The 15,637-nt window shown below is 36.3% G+C and carries 17 protein-coding genes; 13 read left to right on the top strand and 4 right to left on the bottom strand.

What is annotated here, in order from left to right:
- Positions 1–104: 104 nt before the first annotated feature.
- Together P176_RS0109820 and P176_RS0109825 are read left to right on the top strand one after the other, a co-directional pair.
- The gene (locus P176_RS0109820; protein WP_026754544.1) at positions 105–881 is read left to right on the top strand and encodes an alpha/beta fold hydrolase; all 777 of its coding nucleotides are present in this window, start codon (positions 105–107) and stop codon (positions 879–881) included.
- A gap of 61 nt (positions 882–942) precedes the next feature.
- Positions 943–1,212 (top strand): DUF1660 family phage protein, encoded by a 270-nt coding sequence (locus P176_RS0109825; protein ID WP_026754545.1) that lies wholly within the window; start codon positions 943–945, stop codon positions 1,210–1,212.
- Between the two features lie 544 nt (positions 1,213–1,756).
- Here P176_RS0109825 and thiL read toward each other — a convergent pair.
- Entirely contained in the window at positions 1,757–2,812 is a 1,056-nt protein-coding gene (gene thiL / locus P176_RS0109830; protein WP_026754546.1) for a thiamine-phosphate kinase, read from the bottom strand.
- A 161-nt stretch (positions 2,813–2,973) separates the two neighbouring features.
- On the opposite strand from thiL, the gene P176_RS0109835 reads away from it, so the two are divergent.
- From P176_RS0109835 to sufD, 6 genes are all read left to right on the top strand, one after another.
- On the top strand, positions 2,974–3,222 hold the full coding sequence (locus P176_RS0109835) for a hypothetical protein (RefSeq protein WP_026754547.1): 249 nt from the start codon (positions 2,974–2,976) through the stop codon (positions 3,220–3,222).
- 308 nt (positions 3,223–3,530) lie between these two features.
- The gene (locus P176_RS0109845) at positions 3,531–3,860 is read left to right on the top strand and encodes an iron-sulfur cluster assembly accessory protein (protein ID WP_026754548.1); all 330 of its coding nucleotides are present in this window, start codon (positions 3,531–3,533) and stop codon (positions 3,858–3,860) included.
- Positions 3,861–3,916: 56 nt separating this feature from the next.
- Positions 3,917–5,365, top strand: a complete 1,449-nt coding sequence (sufB, locus tag P176_RS0109850; RefSeq protein ID WP_026754549.1) for a Fe-S cluster assembly protein SufB — start codon at positions 3,917–3,919, stop codon at positions 5,363–5,365.
- 17 nt (positions 5,366–5,382) lie between these two features.
- Positions 5,383–5,817: a hypothetical protein gene (locus P176_RS20000; protein WP_026754550.1), complete on the top strand. Its 435-nt coding sequence runs from the start codon at positions 5,383–5,385 to the stop codon at positions 5,815–5,817.
- Between the two features lie 60 nt (positions 5,818–5,877).
- Positions 5,878–6,630, top strand: coding sequence for a Fe-S cluster assembly ATPase SufC (sufC, locus tag P176_RS0109860; protein WP_026754551.1), 753 nt, complete (start codon positions 5,878–5,880; stop codon positions 6,628–6,630).
- A gap of 124 nt (positions 6,631–6,754) precedes the next feature.
- Entirely contained in the window at positions 6,755–8,068 is a 1,314-nt protein-coding gene (sufD, locus tag P176_RS0109865; protein WP_026754552.1) for a Fe-S cluster assembly protein SufD, read from the top strand.
- Here the strand turns inward: sufD and P176_RS0109870 are convergent.
- The 3 genes from P176_RS0109870 to P176_RS0109885 form a co-directional block, all read right to left on the bottom strand.
- Positions 8,046–9,692: a serine hydrolase gene (locus P176_RS0109870; RefSeq protein WP_026754553.1), complete on the bottom strand. Its 1,647-nt coding sequence runs from the start codon at positions 9,690–9,692 to the stop codon at positions 8,046–8,048. The two genes, sufD and P176_RS0109870, sit on opposite strands and share 23 nt — an antisense overlap.
- Positions 9,693–9,871: 179 nt before the next feature.
- Positions 9,872–10,300 (bottom strand): hypothetical protein, encoded by a 429-nt coding sequence (locus P176_RS0109880; protein WP_026754555.1) that lies wholly within the window; start codon positions 10,298–10,300, stop codon positions 9,872–9,874.
- Positions 10,297–10,635 carry a PadR family transcriptional regulator gene (locus tag P176_RS0109885; RefSeq protein WP_026754556.1) on the bottom strand — a complete coding sequence of 113 codons (339 nt, stop codon included), beginning with the start codon at positions 10,633–10,635 and terminating at the stop codon, positions 10,297–10,299. The genes P176_RS0109880 and P176_RS0109885 overlap by 4 nt, the downstream gene beginning before the upstream one ends.
- Positions 10,636–10,742: 107 nt before the next feature.
- Between P176_RS0109885 and P176_RS0109890 the strand changes: the two genes are divergently transcribed.
- The 5 genes from P176_RS0109890 to P176_RS0109915 all read left to right on the top strand — a co-directional run bounded on the left by P176_RS0109890 (position 10,743) and on the right by P176_RS0109915 (position 15,622).
- Complete coding sequence (locus tag P176_RS0109890) at positions 10,743–11,987, top strand: aminotransferase class V-fold PLP-dependent enzyme (protein WP_026754557.1); 1,245 nt, start codon at positions 10,743–10,745, stop codon at positions 11,985–11,987.
- Positions 11,988–12,041: 54 nt separating this feature from the next.
- Complete coding sequence (locus tag P176_RS20005; protein ID WP_051605448.1) at positions 12,042–12,839, top strand: META domain-containing protein; 798 nt, start codon at positions 12,042–12,044, stop codon at positions 12,837–12,839.
- A gap of 61 nt (positions 12,840–12,900) precedes the next feature.
- The gene (locus P176_RS0109905) at positions 12,901–13,323 is read left to right on the top strand and encodes a SufE family protein (protein WP_026754558.1); all 423 of its coding nucleotides are present in this window, start codon (positions 12,901–12,903) and stop codon (positions 13,321–13,323) included.
- A gap of 99 nt (positions 13,324–13,422) precedes the next feature.
- A complete protein-coding gene (locus tag P176_RS0109910; protein WP_026754559.1) occupies positions 13,423–13,749 on the top strand; it encodes a DUF59 domain-containing protein in 327 nt (108 codons plus the stop codon).
- Between the two features lie 37 nt (positions 13,750–13,786).
- A complete protein-coding gene (locus P176_RS0109915; RefSeq protein ID WP_026754560.1) occupies positions 13,787–15,622 on the top strand; it encodes an ABC transporter ATP-binding protein in 1,836 nt (611 codons plus the stop codon).
- Positions 15,623–15,637: the final 15 nt, after the last annotated feature.

The raw sequence follows: 15,637 nt of genomic DNA on the forward strand, positions 1-15,637 counted from the left end.
AAACAGCTATAATAGGTCGGGCTTTCAAGTGAACGACACGCCTAAAAGCTTTATTATAGCGCTAGCTTTATTTATTAATTTTAGGGCGCGAAGATAAACTTTAAATGAGATTAGATTACAAGGGAATATCCATTTTTTACGAGAAATATGGTGAAGGGGATACTGTGGTATTCTTGCACGGATTTTTAGAGAATTCTAGCATGTGGAATGCTATTTTTCCACAGCTTATTAGTGGTCATCAAGTAGTAACCATAGATTTGCTGGGTCATGGAAAAACCGGATGTTTAGGTTATGTACATACCATGGAGATGATGGCCGATGCGGTTAATGCAGTCTTAAATATTTTGAATGTGACATCCTGCTTGCTTATAGGGCACTCCATGGGTGGTTATGTTGCGTTGGCTTTAGCAAAAATGAAAACCTTGACGATTTGGGGAATTTGCTTAATGAATTCGACCTATCAAGAAGATTCAAAAGAAAGAAAGCAAATAAGACAACGAGCTATAAAAATGGCTAAAACAAATTACAAGGCTCTTGTGCAGATGTCTTTTGTGAATTTGTTTTCTGCGGAAAGCAAAGGTGCTTACGAAGAGGAGATGAGTTTAGCGCTAGAAGAAGCTCTTAAAACGCCAGTACAAGGTTACATTGCTGCTCAAGATGGGATGTGTAAAAGGCATGGTGCCTTATCTTTTTTGAAATCTTTTAAAGGAAAGGTGTTGCTTATTATTGGTACAGAAGATGCCATTGTGGATGCACCATCTATTATTGAGGAGGTTAAAGGGACTTCTTTAAATTACGTGAAGATCCGGAGCGGACATATGAGCCATATTGAAAATAGGAAAGAATTGACTTACAGATTAAATCAATTTATCGAAAAATAGAACCATTCAGCGTATTGTTAATAATTAATTTTTAAGTTAGTGGTGTTCAAATCATAAGACCATGAAAAATTCTACTAACAAATCATTTACGCACAAGTTGTTTTGCGACATCTTCGGTCACAAGTACGAAACTTCTAAGAAAGTGACTTCACATGTTAAAGAGTATACATGTACCTGCTGTAAGCATCAGTTAACAACCAACAGCAATGGAGAGCTCACAGAGCTTACTCCTAAGTATCAAGAAATCAATGCTATTTTGGCAGATATTTATTTGCGTCGAAGAACGCGTTTAAATAGCGGCATCATGACCCAGGCTCCAGTTTTAGGATAAAGACTCTTGTATTTTTGTCTCGATTTGGTTATCTTCGGCTCAATAGAGGATAATAACTAAACCAACTTCTTTTTAAAAACGCATTAACTCTATGTTGCAAACTCGTGTTACACGAGTTACTGATGTCAACATTTGGGATCTTCAAAAATCAATTAATGAGAATTGAAACTGTCTGTTCGATGGTTTATTATTTTATTAGTTAGATTTTTAAAGTCACACAATAAAGTGATGTGCAATGTTTAAGTCTCATTATTTAAAATAGACTTAACATGATCAACTTTCGTAAGTCAGGTTTTTTTCCTATTCTATAAAGAAAAAAATAAAAAGCCAGAAATTTGAAAAATCTATTCTGTAAAATCTTCAATCATGAGATCATTGTAAAAACTGACGTTACTAAAACGGTCAAGGAATACGAATGCATCCATTGTAAAAAACAATTTACAACAAGTGACAAGGGAAAAATGATCCCTCTAACAAGTAAGCGCAAAGAAATCAACAAGACGCTGAAATCATTGTACAAAAGAAGAAAAAAAGTAAGGAACGCTTATTCTTGAGAGTCGCCTAAAGCATTCCAGCCTTTCGCAATAATAGGAATGACTTGTTCTCCTCTTGTGATCAAATGCATGCCTCTGTCTTTTTCGGTAATATAGCCTATAACCGTAAGATTGGGATTGCCCTTAATCTTATCAAAATCCTTTTGATCAATCGTCATCAACAGCTCATAGTCTTCACCGCCGTTTAAGGCAATTGTTGTACTGTCAATATTAAATTCTTCACACGTTGAAATGACTTGTGGATCTAACGGAATTTTATTTTCGTACAATTCTACACCCACCTCACTTTGCTTACAAATATGGATGATTTCCGAAGAAAGACCGTCACTAATATCCATCATTGATGTTGGCTTCACTTCTAGATCGGTGAGTAGTTTAATGATGTCTTTTCGAGCTTCAGGCTTAAGTTGGCGCTCAATGATATACGTGTAAGCTTCTAGGTCTGGTTGATTTTGCGGATTTACCTTAAACACCTCTTTTTCACGCTCCAATACTTGGAGTCCCATGTATGCAGCACCAATATCACCAGTAACAACTACAAGATCATTGGGTTTTGCTCCTTTTCTATAGACAATGTCTTTGGCTTCTGCCTGACCAATTGCAGTAATCGATATCAAAAGACCTGTGGTAGATGATGTAGTATCGCCACCAACAACATCAACGTCGTAAACTTTGGCAGCGGTTTCAATGCCCGCGTATAACTCTTCTAGAGCTTCTAAAGGAAAACGATTAGAAACGGCAATAGAAACTGTTATTTGTGTAGCCTCAGCATTCATTGCGTAAACATCAGAAAGGTTCACCATTACGGCTTTGTAACCTAGATGCTTTAATGGCACGTAGCTTAAATCAAAATGAACATTCTCAATCAATAAATCTGTAGTGACAACAACCTGTTTGTTTTTAAAGTCTAAAACAGCGGCGTCATCACCAATGCCTTTTATTGTTGAAGATTTTTTTATTTCAAAATTCTCGGTCAAATGATTGATCAATCCAAATTCACCTAAATTCTCTAAAGCAGTACGTTGTTGGTTTTTGTCTTCTAGCATAGTGCAAAAATAAGATGGTTTTTTGTAAGAGTATGGCTGTTTACATCAATTTTAAGACGCGAAGTTAAAAAACACTATGTATTTCATCGAAAAAATACGCGCTTTAGCGTCATCATTGAAAAGAACCCTTACTTTAGTTGTCCCAAATTAACCTACTTATTATGAAACTTACTACAAGCAACCACTTGTCCTGTGCTGTATTTGGACATAACCTTGAGCCTCTTTCAAAACGTTTTTATAACGGAAGCGCATCAAATGTTTTTGTGTGCTCCTCTTGTCAAGCCAAAATGACGGTAGACGATTATGGAGACTTTGAAGAACTGCCGTATAAAAACGTACAAATCAAAACGGCATTACGACAATTATTTCTTTTGAATAGACGTGCCGCTTCAAGTCAGCTTTCAGTTTAGATGTTATAAGCGCACAGAAATTAGCCTTACTTTGAGCTGAATTAAAGTGATGCATCATTTTTCTAGATGAAATCTCAAGATATTGTGATGTTTTTTTCAGAATTTCATCTCGTTCTAAATTTTTCAAAAATTGCGCTGTTAAGCGCTCTCAATGCTATCTCCGTTTTTAAATAAAAGTCTGTATGATCTTTTGTGCAGATCATAACCTCACCCTATCCCTTCATTTGCTAATATAATGTTAGTTGCCATGGTAAAAAGGCAGTTATATCGTATATTTGCAACCAATTTAGATTAAATAAAAATTACAAATGATAAAGGTGTCAGAATCGGCTAAAAAGAAGGTTGTCGAGCTCATGAGCGACGATGGCTTTAACACGACTACCGACTTTGTACGCGTTGGCGTGAAAAGTGGCGGTTGTTCTGGGTTGTCTTATGATTTGAAATTTGACAAGGACCAGAAAGAAGATGATAAAGTTTTTGAAGACAATGGCGTAAAGATCATTGTAGATAAAAAGAGTTTTCTTTATCTTATTGGAACAACCTTAGAATACTCTGGCGGCTTAAATGGCGCAGGCTTTGTGTTTAATAACCCAAATGCCAACAGAACATGTGGTTGTGGGGAATCATTTTCCTTGTAAATATCCCAATTCAGCTATCCTATTTGGGAATTATTTAAAAAAGAGTTTAAAGCATTATGTCAAAATACACAGAAGACGATTTAAGGGAAGAATTAAAAACCAAAGAATATGAGTATGGTTTTTATACAGACATTGAGTCTGATACATTTCCTATAGGTTTAAATGAAGATATTGTACGAGCCATCTCCCAGAAAAAAGAGGAGCCAGAATGGATGACAGAGTGGCGTCTTGAAGCGTTTCGTGGTTGGCAAAAAATGGTGGAGCCAGAATGGGCTAACGTTCATTACAAGAAGCCAGATTTTCAGGCTATTTCTTATTATTCCGCCCCTAATAAAAAACCAAAATACGAGAGTATTGATGAGGTAGATCCGGAATTGTTGGAAACCTTTAAAAAACTGGGGATTTCATTAGACGAGCAGAAAAAGCTTGCTGGCGTTGCTATGGATGTGGTTATTGATTCTGTATCGGTTACCACAACGTTTAAAAAGACTTTAGCTGAAAAGGGGATTATTTTTTGTTCCATTTCCGAAGCTATAAAAGAGCACCCAGAACTCGTTAAAAAATACTTAGGAACCGTTGTTCCTAAAACAGATAATTTTTACGCCTCTCTAAACAGCGCGGTATTTAGTGATGGTAGCTTTTGCTACATTCCTAAAGGCGTGCGTTGCCCGATGGAACTGTCTACCTATTTTAGAATTAATCAAGCCGGAACAGGACAGTTTGAAAGAACCTTGGTTATTGCAGATAAAGGCAGTTACGTTAGCTATTTAGAAGGATGTACGGCTCCAAGCCGTGATGAGAACCAGCTTCACGCGGCAGTTGTAGAACTGATTGCACTTGATGATGCTGAGATCAAATACTCGACGGTTCAAAATTGGTACCCTGGAAACTCCGAAGGGAAAGGTGGTGTATTCAATTTTGTGACAAAGAGAGGTATCTGCGAAAAAAACGCTAAAATTTCTTGGACTCAAGTAGAAACAGGTAGTGCTGTAACTTGGAAATATCCAAGTTGTATTTTAAAAGGAGATAATTCTGTAGGTGAGTTTTACTCTATTGCTGTAACTAATAACTATCAGCAAGCAGATACAGGTACAAAAATGGTGCACTTGGGTAAAAACACGAAGTCGACTATTATTTCCAAAGGAATTTCTGCAGGGAAGTCCCAAAACTCCTACAGAGGTTTGGTAAATATTAGCTCTAGAGCAGACAACGCGCGTAATTTTTCGCAATGTGATAGTCTGCTGATGGGTAATGAATGTGGTGCACATACTTTTCCTTACATTGAAGTAAAAAACAAATCGGCTCAAATTGAGCATGAGGCCACCACCAGTAAAATTGGTGAAGACCAGATTTTTTACTGTAATCAGCGTGGGATCGATACAGAAAAAGCCATTGCATTAATTGTAAACGGTTTTAGCAAAGAGGTGCTTAATAAGTTGCCTATGGAGTTTGCCGTAGAAGCTCAAAAATTATTGGAAATTAGCCTTGAGGGCTCAGTGGGATAAATTTTATTTAGATAAAAATGAGAAAATTAGTGGTTTTACTTTTGGTATTTACGGCAGTTATGAGCTGTAAAGAGGGTTCTAAATCAGAGTCTGATAAAAGTATTTCGGCAGAAGCCTCTAAGCTTGCAGATGAAGGGTCTTCCGAGCACAATGACGGATTCATTGCAGTACATGGGGATTTTATTTATTATGGTGATGCAGCTGTGTTACAAACGCCATCAACAATTTATGGGGTGGTTATCAATGATAAAATGCATGAATTAGATGAGCAAGCAAAGGCTTATAAAAAAGAATCTACAGATATGGTTCCAGTAACCGTTAGAGGTAGAATGTTTAAAAAGGAAGAAAACGAAGAAGGTTGGGAAGATAGATTTGAGATTGTAGAGATCTTAAAAGTATCACCACCAAAACCTGAAGACAACGATGTTATTAAGTTAAGCGATCCAATATAAAACGAATCCAAATTCTGCATTAAATCAAAATGGAGAATTACGAATTTTGAATTAAAATTTATGTTACAGATAAAAGACCTTCACGCAAGTGTAGACGATAAAGAAATTTTAAGAGGTATTAACCTTGAAGTAAAAGCAGGTGAAGTTCACGCTATTATGGGACCTAACGGCTCTGGTAAAAGTACTTTGGCTTCGGTAATTGCAGGTAAAGAGGAATATGACGTGGATAAAGGCCAAATTTTACTCGATGGTGTAGATATCGATGAGCTTTCTGCGGAAGAACGAGCGCACAAAGGTGTTTTTCTATCGTTTCAATATCCGGTAGAAATTCCTGGTGTTAGTGTTACTAACTTTATAAAGACCGCGATTAACGAAACAAGAAAAGCTAAGGGCTTAGAAGATATGCCTGCTAAGGATATGCTTAAGATGATTCGTGAGAAGTCTGAAATGTTAGAAATCGATAGAAAATTTCTGTCTAGATCTCTTAACCAAGGGTTTTCAGGTGGAGAGAAAAAGCGTAACGAGATTTTTCAAATGGCAATGCTAGAGCCTAAATTGGCTATTTTGGATGAGACGGATTCTGGTCTTGATATTGATGCCCTTCGTATTGTTGCCAACGGTGTAAACAAATTAAAAAGTAAAGATAACGCGGTGATCGTGATTACTCATTACCAACGTTTATTAGATTATATCGTTCCTGATTTTGTGCACGTGTTGCATGAAGGACGCATCGTTAAATCTGGAACCAAAGAGCTGGCACATGAGCTAGAGGAGAGAGGTTATGACTGGGTTAAGGAAGAAGTCGGTGCTTAATTAATACTAAACATTATGCTATCATAGATCGTGATGATCTCTTGTGATGGGTGTTACCGATTAAGAATAAAAATCAGTGATCATAAGTAATGAACGCTGTGACTGCAAATTGAAGATTGAAACAATGGAATTAAAAGATAAATTAGTATCGTCATTTATGGCATTTGAGAATTTGGTGGATGTTGATGCACCAGTTCATGATGTTCGTAGTGCTGCCATAAAAACGTTTGAAGATCAAGGATTTCCATCAAAGAGAGATGAGGCTTGGAAATACACATCTTTAAGCAGTATTTTAAAGCACGATTACAGCGTCTTTCCTAAGCAAGAAAATGCTATCGAATATAGAGATATCAAGAAATATTTGATTCATGATATTGATAGCTATAAAATTGTTTTTATAGATGGTAAGTATTCGTCTCATTTATCAGAGACCACTCATGAAGGGGTTGATATTTGCTTGATGTCTTCTGCGCTATCTAAACCAAAATTTCGTCCTGTTATAGAGAACTATTTTGACAAGGCGACAACTAAAGACAGTCTGTCTTCATTGAATACTGCCTTTTCTTGTGAAGGTGCCTACATCCATGTTCCTAAGAATAAAATGGTGGAGAAGCCTATTCAAATTGTACATTTTTCAACAGGAAATGAGGCCGCATTAATGTTGCAACCACGTAATTTAATTGTGGTTGAAGAAAATTCTCATGTTCAAATTATTGAGCGTCACCAAAGCTTGACAGAGCATCCAGTATTGACAAATAGTGTGACAGAGATTTTTGCTAATAAGCGCGCTATTGTTGACTATTATAAAATTCAAAATGATAAGCAAAGTGCATCGCTTATTGATAATACGTTTATCAAGCAGAAAGACGAAAGCCATGCCTCTGTACATACCTTTTCTTTTGGAGGTAAATTGACGAGAAATAACCTAAATTTTTATCAGGAAGGCGAGCGCATCGATTCTACCCTAAAAGGTGTGACGATTATTGGCGATAAGCAGCATGTAGATCATAATACTTTAGTGCATCATATAGAGCCTAACTGTGAGAGTCATCAAGATTATAAAGGCATCTTTGGAGATAAATCTACAGGTGTTTTTAATGGGAAGGTGGTTGTTAATAAGGAAGCGCAAAAAACCAATGCATTTCAGTCTAACAATAATATTCTCTTAAGCGATAAAGCCTCTATAAATACAAAACCACAATTAGAGATTTTTGCAGATGATGTCAAATGCTCTCACGGTTGTACCATTGGTCAATTAGATGAAAGCGCTATGTTTTATATGCGTTCACGCGGTATTCCAGAAAAAGAAGCGAAAGCACTTTTAATGTTTGCCTTCAGTAATAACGTTTTAGATTCGGTTAAAATACCAGAGATCAAACAGCGCATTACTAAAATTATTGCGGGTAAGTTAGGGGTTAAAATTGGGTTTGATCTTTAGTAAATTCAATGTCACTCACTTGTCCGTCGCAAGACAATAACATCCCTGTTACGTTATTATTAGATGTAGTGAAATGAAAGAGTGTTCTATCTCTATTTCCAAATTGATTCAATTGTACGGGGTATAGGGTGATATTATCGTGATTTGTATAGGATAGCTTTAGTGTATTGTCTTCAACAAAAAAATGATACGTTGTTTGTAGCTCTTCAGAATAATAGTTTCCAGTAAAGTCTTTTAAATTACTAGGGTTTTCTTTTATAAGTTGCGCGCGCTTAAAATAAAAAGGCGTACCTCCAAATGAGATGATCATATCGTACTCTGACGTGCTATTAAAATCATATTTTACATTTTGAGCATTAAGCCTTGCAAACGTATTAAAGCCTTTTTGTACAAGTGGTATCTTGGTCTCCCCAAAAGTGCCTAATGTTTTTAATGTATCATTTTCGATAGAAATTTGCATCGCCATATCGCTATTGATTTCTTTGTAATCTCCCGTAAATTGATTCAATTGTTGTGATTTAAAACTAACGCATGTATCTACTTTCTTTTCCTTTTCTTGTAAAAATAAATTTAAAATCTCATAAGAAATAGGGGTCGGGTTTATAGATTGTAAATTGGTGAGTATAATAATACCAATATGTTCCTCTGGAACAGTTATGAGTTGCGTTTGACCTCCAAAACTAAAACCACTATGACTTAAGGTTTCAAAACCTTTGTAATCGTCAACCATTAAACCTCTTGCATAACTTGCTTTTTCACCATTAAGCAATACTTCAGTCGTTTTAAGAAATTTAGCCAGCGCTCTAAATTCGGGAGTTTCTTCATTAAGCATTTTCGCCCATAGCGTCATATCTTTAAGGTTACTACCCATACTTCCTGCACCGTAACTTAATTGGTTAGATGTGTTAAAAACATAGCCATCTTTTTGCTTTTGGTAACCTACAGCTCTATTTTTTATTGGTTTACCGTGAGCAATTCTTACAAATGTATCTGTCATGCCTAACGGTATTAGAATTTGAGCTTTTAGATACTCATCTAAATTTTGACCTGAGATCTGTTCTACAATTAAAGCCAATAGATTATAATTTGTATTCGAATAGATAATTTTTTCGCCAGGAATATGATTACCATGTTTCTGTCTTTGAGCCAAATCTAGAACATAGGCATTATCATAATAATCTTTATCATAATCAAAACCCGATAAATACATCGTAGTATGATAATTTCTAATTCCGCTGGAGTGATTTAAAAGATGTTTTATTTTTATTGATTTTGCGTAATTAGGAAAATCTGGAAAAAACGAAGTAAGGTTATCCTCTAAACTTAATTTAGATGCTCTAATTAAGGACCAAACAGCAGCAGCGGTAAATTGCTTACTAATTGAGGCGATACCAAAAACGGTAGAATCGGTATTTTTTATATTGTAATCTAAATTGGCAATTCCGAAACCTTTTGAATAGAAGATATCACTATCTTTTATAACTCTAATTACTAGACTAGGATCATCTTTTGTGTCATAAGCTTTCAAAATGGTATCTATTTTAGCCTTCAAGCCAGTTTGAGCATTAAGGCTAAGAGCACAAATAATAAGTAGTACGGAGTAATATATTTTTAGGGTTGACATTGCTTATATTTTTGATAGAAGTACGTTGGAATAAAAGCAAAGTTTAAAAATAGAAATCCAATAAAAACAATGATACCTCTGTATGGCCAGGTTAAAAATTCAAACATAGCACCTATTCCAAGAATGAAGAACGTTACAAAGCCTAGCATGTAAAATGATTTTTTCATGTGAAGTTATATTTAAGAAAATTTGATAATAGATTTTTTGTATCGAGAATAAAAATGAACAGGCAAGATCACTAAAACCGAAAGTGCTATAGCGCCAAGCAACCAAGCATTGGCATAAGGCCATTGCATGATTTGAAATACTAGACTCGTTACCAAAAGCAAAATAACCATGAAGCCTGCAAAAAATTTCAACTTATTAATAGCGATAAGTTGTTTGGCAAATAGTTGATAATTAGTTTCGAGTTGGAGGTTTTTGAAATTAGCATATCCTCCAAATTTTTGCAGTGCTTGCTGGTATAGTGCATTAAAATCTTCAGAATCTTGATTTTCAATATAGGTACAGATATGGTCTACCAAATCTTCTCTTAGTTCTTTAGACTTTACACCATAAAGTTCTAGACTCTTTTCTATAAATGAAATATGATCATCCAGTAATTTCATAACGATGAAGGTTTAGGGTTAAAGACAATAGATAACGTTTCAATAAAATCATGTATCTCATTCGTGACCTCATTTACAGTTTCCATACCATTTTTAGTGACGCTATAATATTTGCGCACGCGCTTGCCGATGTAAACTTTTTCAGTCTCTAAAACGCCTTTGGCTTCAAGCTTGTGCAAAATAGGATACAGTGCGCCTTCAGAAATATCTATTTTTCCTGAGGTTAGTCTTTTTACCTCTTGGGTAATCTCATAGCCATACATTTTGCTCCTTGTACTTATAAGTTTCAAAATTATGGGTTGTAATGTGCCTTTTGTGAGTTCTTTGCTATACATTGAGCAAATATACATTTTATATAAATGCATACAATTAAATTATAAAGTTTTTATAATTTAATTTTTAATTGTTATTTTAAGAGTACATCGTTTAACTTTGTATTATGATGAACGACACTGTAAAACCTATCGATTTTAACGTTGAAAATATAAGACAAGACTTTCCTATTCTGCAACGCGAGGTCAATGGGAAACCCTTGGTATATTTAGATAATGCCGCAACGTCGCAAACACCGAAGCAGGTGATTGATGTGATTGTAGACTATTATTCTAATTACAATGCTAATATCCATAGAGGCGTTCATACCTTAAGTCAAGAAGCGACTGATTTGTATGAGCAGGCCCGAATCAAAATCCAAAATCATTTTAATATTGAAAAGAGTTACGAGGTTATTTTAACTTCTGGCACCACTCATGGTATTAATTTAGTAGCAAGTGGCTTTGCATCCTTATTAAAAAAAGGCGATGAGATTATAGTATCTGCATTAGAACACCATAGCAACATCGTGCCTTGGCAAATGCTGTGCGAGCGCACAGGTGCTACTTTAAGAGTCGTGCCTATGGATGTTAATGGCCAGCTACTTTTAGAGGACTACGATCAACTACTTTCAGAAAAAACGAAACTCGTATTTGTCAACCATATTTCGAATGCTCTAGGCACCATCAACCCTATAAAACTGATGATTGAGAAAGCACATGCTGTTGGAGCCGCGGTTTTAGTAGATGGTGCACAATCCTGTCCGCATCTTAAACCAGACCTACAGGCATTAGATGTTGATTTTTACGTAACTTCTGCTCATAAAATTTGCGGTCCTACGGGTGTTGGCATGCTGTATGGAAAAGAAGCATGGTTAACCAAGTTGCCGCCGTATCAAGGAGGTGGCGAAATGATAGATCAGGTGTCTTTTGAGAAAACGACCTATGCAGGTTTACCTCATAAATTTGAAGCAGGAACGCCAAACATTTGTGGCGGAATCGCTTTTGGTGCAGCCTTAGATTATATGAATATCGTTGGTTTTGATGCTATTGCTACATATGAGCACAGTTTGCTTGAATACGCTACCAAAGCATTATCTCAAATAGAAGGGCTTAAAATTTATGGGCCTAAAGATTTAGAAGCAAAAACATCTGTTGTTTCTTTTAATATCGAAGGCATACACCCTTATGATATTGGTACTATTTTAGATAAAATGGGCATCGCTGTTCGTACGGGACATCATTGTGCACAACCCATTATGGATTTCTTTAAAATTCCTGGAACGGTAAGGGCTTCTTTCGCGTTTTACAATACTATGGAAGAAATCGATGCGCTAGTTTCTGGTGTAAAGAAAGCAAAAATGATGCTGTCTTAAACTTTGGCTTTCTTTTTGTTTTACCTTTAGTACAACTCAAAAAACGAGAACGTCATGAAACATTTCACAGTATTTATATTTGCCATTTTATTAAAATCGTGTGGAGCTTCAGATGGAGCTTCAAATTCCGCAGAAACCTCTATGAAAGACGCGCATCAAATGCTCTCTGGAGCATACGCTGTGACGTCCTTAGAAACCAATGATGTGGCTGAGGGCTTAACACTTGAATTTGATTCTGAAACTAAAAAAGTGTCTGGTCACTCCGGTTGCAATAGCTTTTTTGGGTCTTATGAAGTCTCTGGCAATACCCTTACTTTTGGTCCATTAGCGTCTACCAAGATGATGTGTGAGGATAAAAAGAATGCATTAGAATCTAAAATGCTTAACGTCCTTTCTCAAACAAACACTTATGAGATTAAAGACAAGCAACTTCTTTTGAAAAAGGATAAACAAACGCTGCTCATGTCTCAAAAAACTACTAAAAAACAACAAAACAGCACACTTACCTACGAAGCAAATACGCGTGGTTTTTACGAAAAAATTTGGGTTGAAGGAGATCAATTACACTTTACGAATGACCGCTACGCAAAGGCAGTTGTGACCAACACCTTGTCAAAAGAAGATAAGGAAGCGTTAGATCTTTTAATGCAAAACATCAATGTTAAAGCTCTGGCCGATTTAGAAGCGCCATCAAAAGCCTTTCAATATGACGGTGCAGCAATTGCAAGCCTTCAAATTGAAACTAATGGAGAAACTTACAAAACCACTTCTTTTGATCACGGAAATCCGCCACAGGCCATAAAAGATTTGGTAAATAAACTGTTGTCCATCAAAGAAGCAATGGTCGAGTAATAGAGATATTGTATCTTTGCAACTTCGGAAATAGTATAGTGAAGACCAAAACATTTAAACGATGAGCATTTCAGAAATACAAGAAGAAATCATTGAAGAATTCGCCATGTTTGAAGACTGGGAAGAACGCTATCAATATATGATAGATCTCGGTAAATCCTTGCCTTTAATTGACGAAAAATATAAAACTGAAGACCATATCATCAAAGGCTGCCAAAGTAGAGTTTGGGTTCATGCCGCAATGAATGACGATAAAGTAGAATTTACAGCAGATAGTGACGCCATTATCACAAAAGGCATCATTGCTATTTTAATAAGAGCGTTTTCTAATCAAAACCCTAATGCCATTATAGAGGCGAATACCGATTTTATTGATAAAATTGGACTTAAAGAACATTTGTCTCCAACTAGAGCAAATGGTTTGGTAAGCATGATCAAGCAATTAAAGATGTATGCCATTGCTTACAAAACACAATTAAACTAAAAGTAGCTGTCAAGTCAGAAGTTGTACAATCATCATCAGATGACGCATCATCTCGACTTAAACAAACAGAAGTACTTTAAACTAATAAATGCAGAGATTATGAGTGAGACTAAAATAGACACCAACGCCCTTGGAGAAAAAATTGTAAGAATTTTAAAAACCATTTTCGATCCAGAAATTCCGGTAGATATTTATGAATTAGGGCTTATTTATGACGTTTTTGTCAATGAGGATTATGATGTCAAAATCTTAATGACGTTGACCACTCCAAACTGCCCAGTTGCAGAGACTTTGCCTTTAGAAGTTGAGGAAAAGGTGAAATCCCTTAACGATGTCAATTCTGCCGAAGTAGAAATCACCTTTGATCCACCATGGAGCCAAGACCTAATGAGCGAAGAAGCGAAGTTAGAATTGGGCATGTTGTAATTTCTTTCTCTTACCCAATTTTCATATCATAAATTGAATGGCTAGACAAGGCCCAAAATCCCTGCAAGACCAAAAAAAGGTCAATATCAAGGGGTCATTTAGTGCATTGGTGTTTATTCCTCGTTTCTTTAAAGAAATTTGGAACACCAATAAGCGTCTGTTTTTGGCATCTGCACTTTGCCGATTTATTGGTGCCGTTTTGCCCGTTGTGATTTTATGGATTGGTAAAATTATCATAGATGAGATCGTCCTTCAAACCAAATCGGAATCTGTAGACCTCACCACGCTATGGTGGTATGTTGGTATTGAGTTTGGATTGATTATTCTTTCAGATCTCGTAAGTAGAGCTATTTCTTTAACCGATGGATTATTGGGAGATGCTTATTCTATTGATTCTTCTGTGCGAATTATGAAAAAAACCAGCAAGATCGATATGAGCTTGCTAGAAGATTCAGAGTTTTATGATAAGCTTGAGCGCGCCAGAACCCAAACGACCGGGAGAGTAGGGTTGATGTCAAACGCCTTGGGAGAACTTCAAAGCCTAATTTCAATAGGGACACTTATTGCGGGACTTATCTATTTTGAGCCCTACCTTATTATTTTATTGGTGTTGAGTATTATACCTTCTTTTATTAATGAAATTTGGTTTAGTCAGCAACAATATTCTTTGGCTAGAGGCTGGACGGCAGAGCGACGTGAGTTGGATTATCTTAGGTACATTGGTGCCAATAATGAAACAGCTAAAGAGATTAAACTTTTTGGTTTGACCGACTTTATTGTAGGCCGTTTTGAGCGGTTGTCTCAAGAGTATTTTGAACTCAATAAAAAATTGGCGGTAAAACGGTCGGCATTGGGCTTTCTGTTTAATGTGTTAGGGACGTTAAGCTATTATGGTGCCTATGTGTTTATCATTTATCGGGTTGTTACAGGCTTTATTACTTTGGGTGAGCTTACCTTTCTTTCGGGAGCGTTCAATAGATTGACTAAAAATCTCCAAGAGTTTTTCTCAAAATTTACCAGAATCACGGAGAGCGCACTTTATCTTAAGGATTATTTTGAATTCATTGATATTTCGGTAGTGCCTAAACATTCCGAAGATCAACCGTTGCCCGTAAAAATTAAGACAGGTTTTGAGTTTAAGAATGTGCATTTTGCCTATCCAGGATCAGATATTGAAATCTTAAAAGGGATCACTTTTAAGATAGAAGCAGGAGAAAAATTAGCCTTTGTTGGGCAAAACGGTGCGGGCAAGACCACACTTACTAAATTGTTGTTGCGATTTTACGAGCCCACTTCTGGAGAGATCTTGTTGGATGGTGTCAACATCAATCGCTTTAACAAATCAGAATATCAAGCATTTTTTGGAGTCATCTTTCAGGACTTTTTTAAGTATGAATTTACAGCCCGAGAGAATATCGCCATTGGTGACATCAAAGAGTTGCATAATCAGGAAAAAATTGAAAATGCTTCGGAACTAAGCTTGGCGAATGAGGTGATTTCCGAATTAAAAAAAGGCTATGACCAGCAGTTGGGCAAACGCTTTGCTAAAGGACAGGATCTTTCTGGCGGTCAATGGCAAAAGGTAGCTTTAGCTAGAGCTTATATGAAAGATGCCGAGGTGATGATTCTTGATGAACCTACCTCTGCTTTAGATGCAAAAGCAGAAAGTGATGTGTTCCAAAGATTTATTGCCCTAACAGAAAACAAGACGAGCATTATCATCTCCCACCGTTTTTCTACAGTAAGACAAGCGAACCGAATTTTGGTTCTAGAAGCAGGGCAAGTTCTCGAGATAGGCACTCATGTTGAACTTATGGAAAACAAGTCGCTCTACGCACAGCTTTTTGCTTTGCAGGCGGAAGGCTATCAATAAAAAATATTAAATTTG

Source organism: Sediminibacter sp. Hel_I_10 (assembly GCF_000688335.1).
Taxonomy (GTDB): Bacteria; Bacteroidota; Bacteroidia; order Flavobacteriales; family Flavobacteriaceae; genus Psychroserpens.

Bases quoted from the DNA above. Each gene is read 5' to 3' on its own strand.
- P176_RS0109820 (WP_026754544.1), top strand. From the start codon at position 105: ATGAGATTAGATTACAAGGGAATATCCATTTTTTACGAGAAATATGGT.
- P176_RS0109825 (WP_026754545.1), top strand. From the start codon at position 943: ATGAAAAATTCTACTAACAAATCATTTACGCACAAGTTGTTTTGCGAC.
- thiL (WP_026754546.1), bottom strand. From the start codon at position 2,812: ATGCTAGAAGACAAAAACCAACAACGTACTGCTTTAGAGAATTTAGGT.
- P176_RS0109835 (WP_026754547.1), top strand. From the start codon at position 2,974: ATGAAACTTACTACAAGCAACCACTTGTCCTGTGCTGTATTTGGACAT.
- P176_RS0109845 (WP_026754548.1), top strand. From the start codon at position 3,531: ATGATAAAGGTGTCAGAATCGGCTAAAAAGAAGGTTGTCGAGCTCATG.
- sufB (WP_026754549.1), top strand. From the start codon at position 3,917: ATGTCAAAATACACAGAAGACGATTTAAGGGAAGAATTAAAAACCAAA.
- P176_RS20000 (WP_026754550.1), top strand. From the start codon at position 5,383: ATGAGAAAATTAGTGGTTTTACTTTTGGTATTTACGGCAGTTATGAGC.
- sufC (WP_026754551.1), top strand. From the start codon at position 5,878: ATGTTACAGATAAAAGACCTTCACGCAAGTGTAGACGATAAAGAAATT.
- sufD (WP_026754552.1), top strand. From the start codon at position 6,755: ATGGAATTAAAAGATAAATTAGTATCGTCATTTATGGCATTTGAGAAT.
- P176_RS0109870 (WP_026754553.1), bottom strand. From the start codon at position 9,692: ATGTCAACCCTAAAAATATATTACTCCGTACTACTTATTATTTGTGCT.
- P176_RS0109880 (WP_026754555.1), bottom strand. From the start codon at position 10,300: ATGAAATTACTGGATGATCATATTTCATTTATAGAAAAGAGTCTAGAA.
- P176_RS0109885 (WP_026754556.1), bottom strand. From the start codon at position 10,635: ATGTATAGCAAAGAACTCACAAAAGGCACATTACAACCCATAATTTTG.
- P176_RS0109890 (WP_026754557.1), top strand. From the start codon at position 10,743: ATGAACGACACTGTAAAACCTATCGATTTTAACGTTGAAAATATAAGA.
- P176_RS20005 (WP_051605448.1), top strand. From the start codon at position 12,042: ATGAAACATTTCACAGTATTTATATTTGCCATTTTATTAAAATCGTGT.
- P176_RS0109905 (WP_026754558.1), top strand. From the start codon at position 12,901: ATGAGCATTTCAGAAATACAAGAAGAAATCATTGAAGAATTCGCCATG.
- P176_RS0109910 (WP_026754559.1), top strand. From the start codon at position 13,423: ATGAGTGAGACTAAAATAGACACCAACGCCCTTGGAGAAAAAATTGTA.
- P176_RS0109915 (WP_026754560.1), top strand. From the start codon at position 13,787: ATGGCTAGACAAGGCCCAAAATCCCTGCAAGACCAAAAAAAGGTCAAT.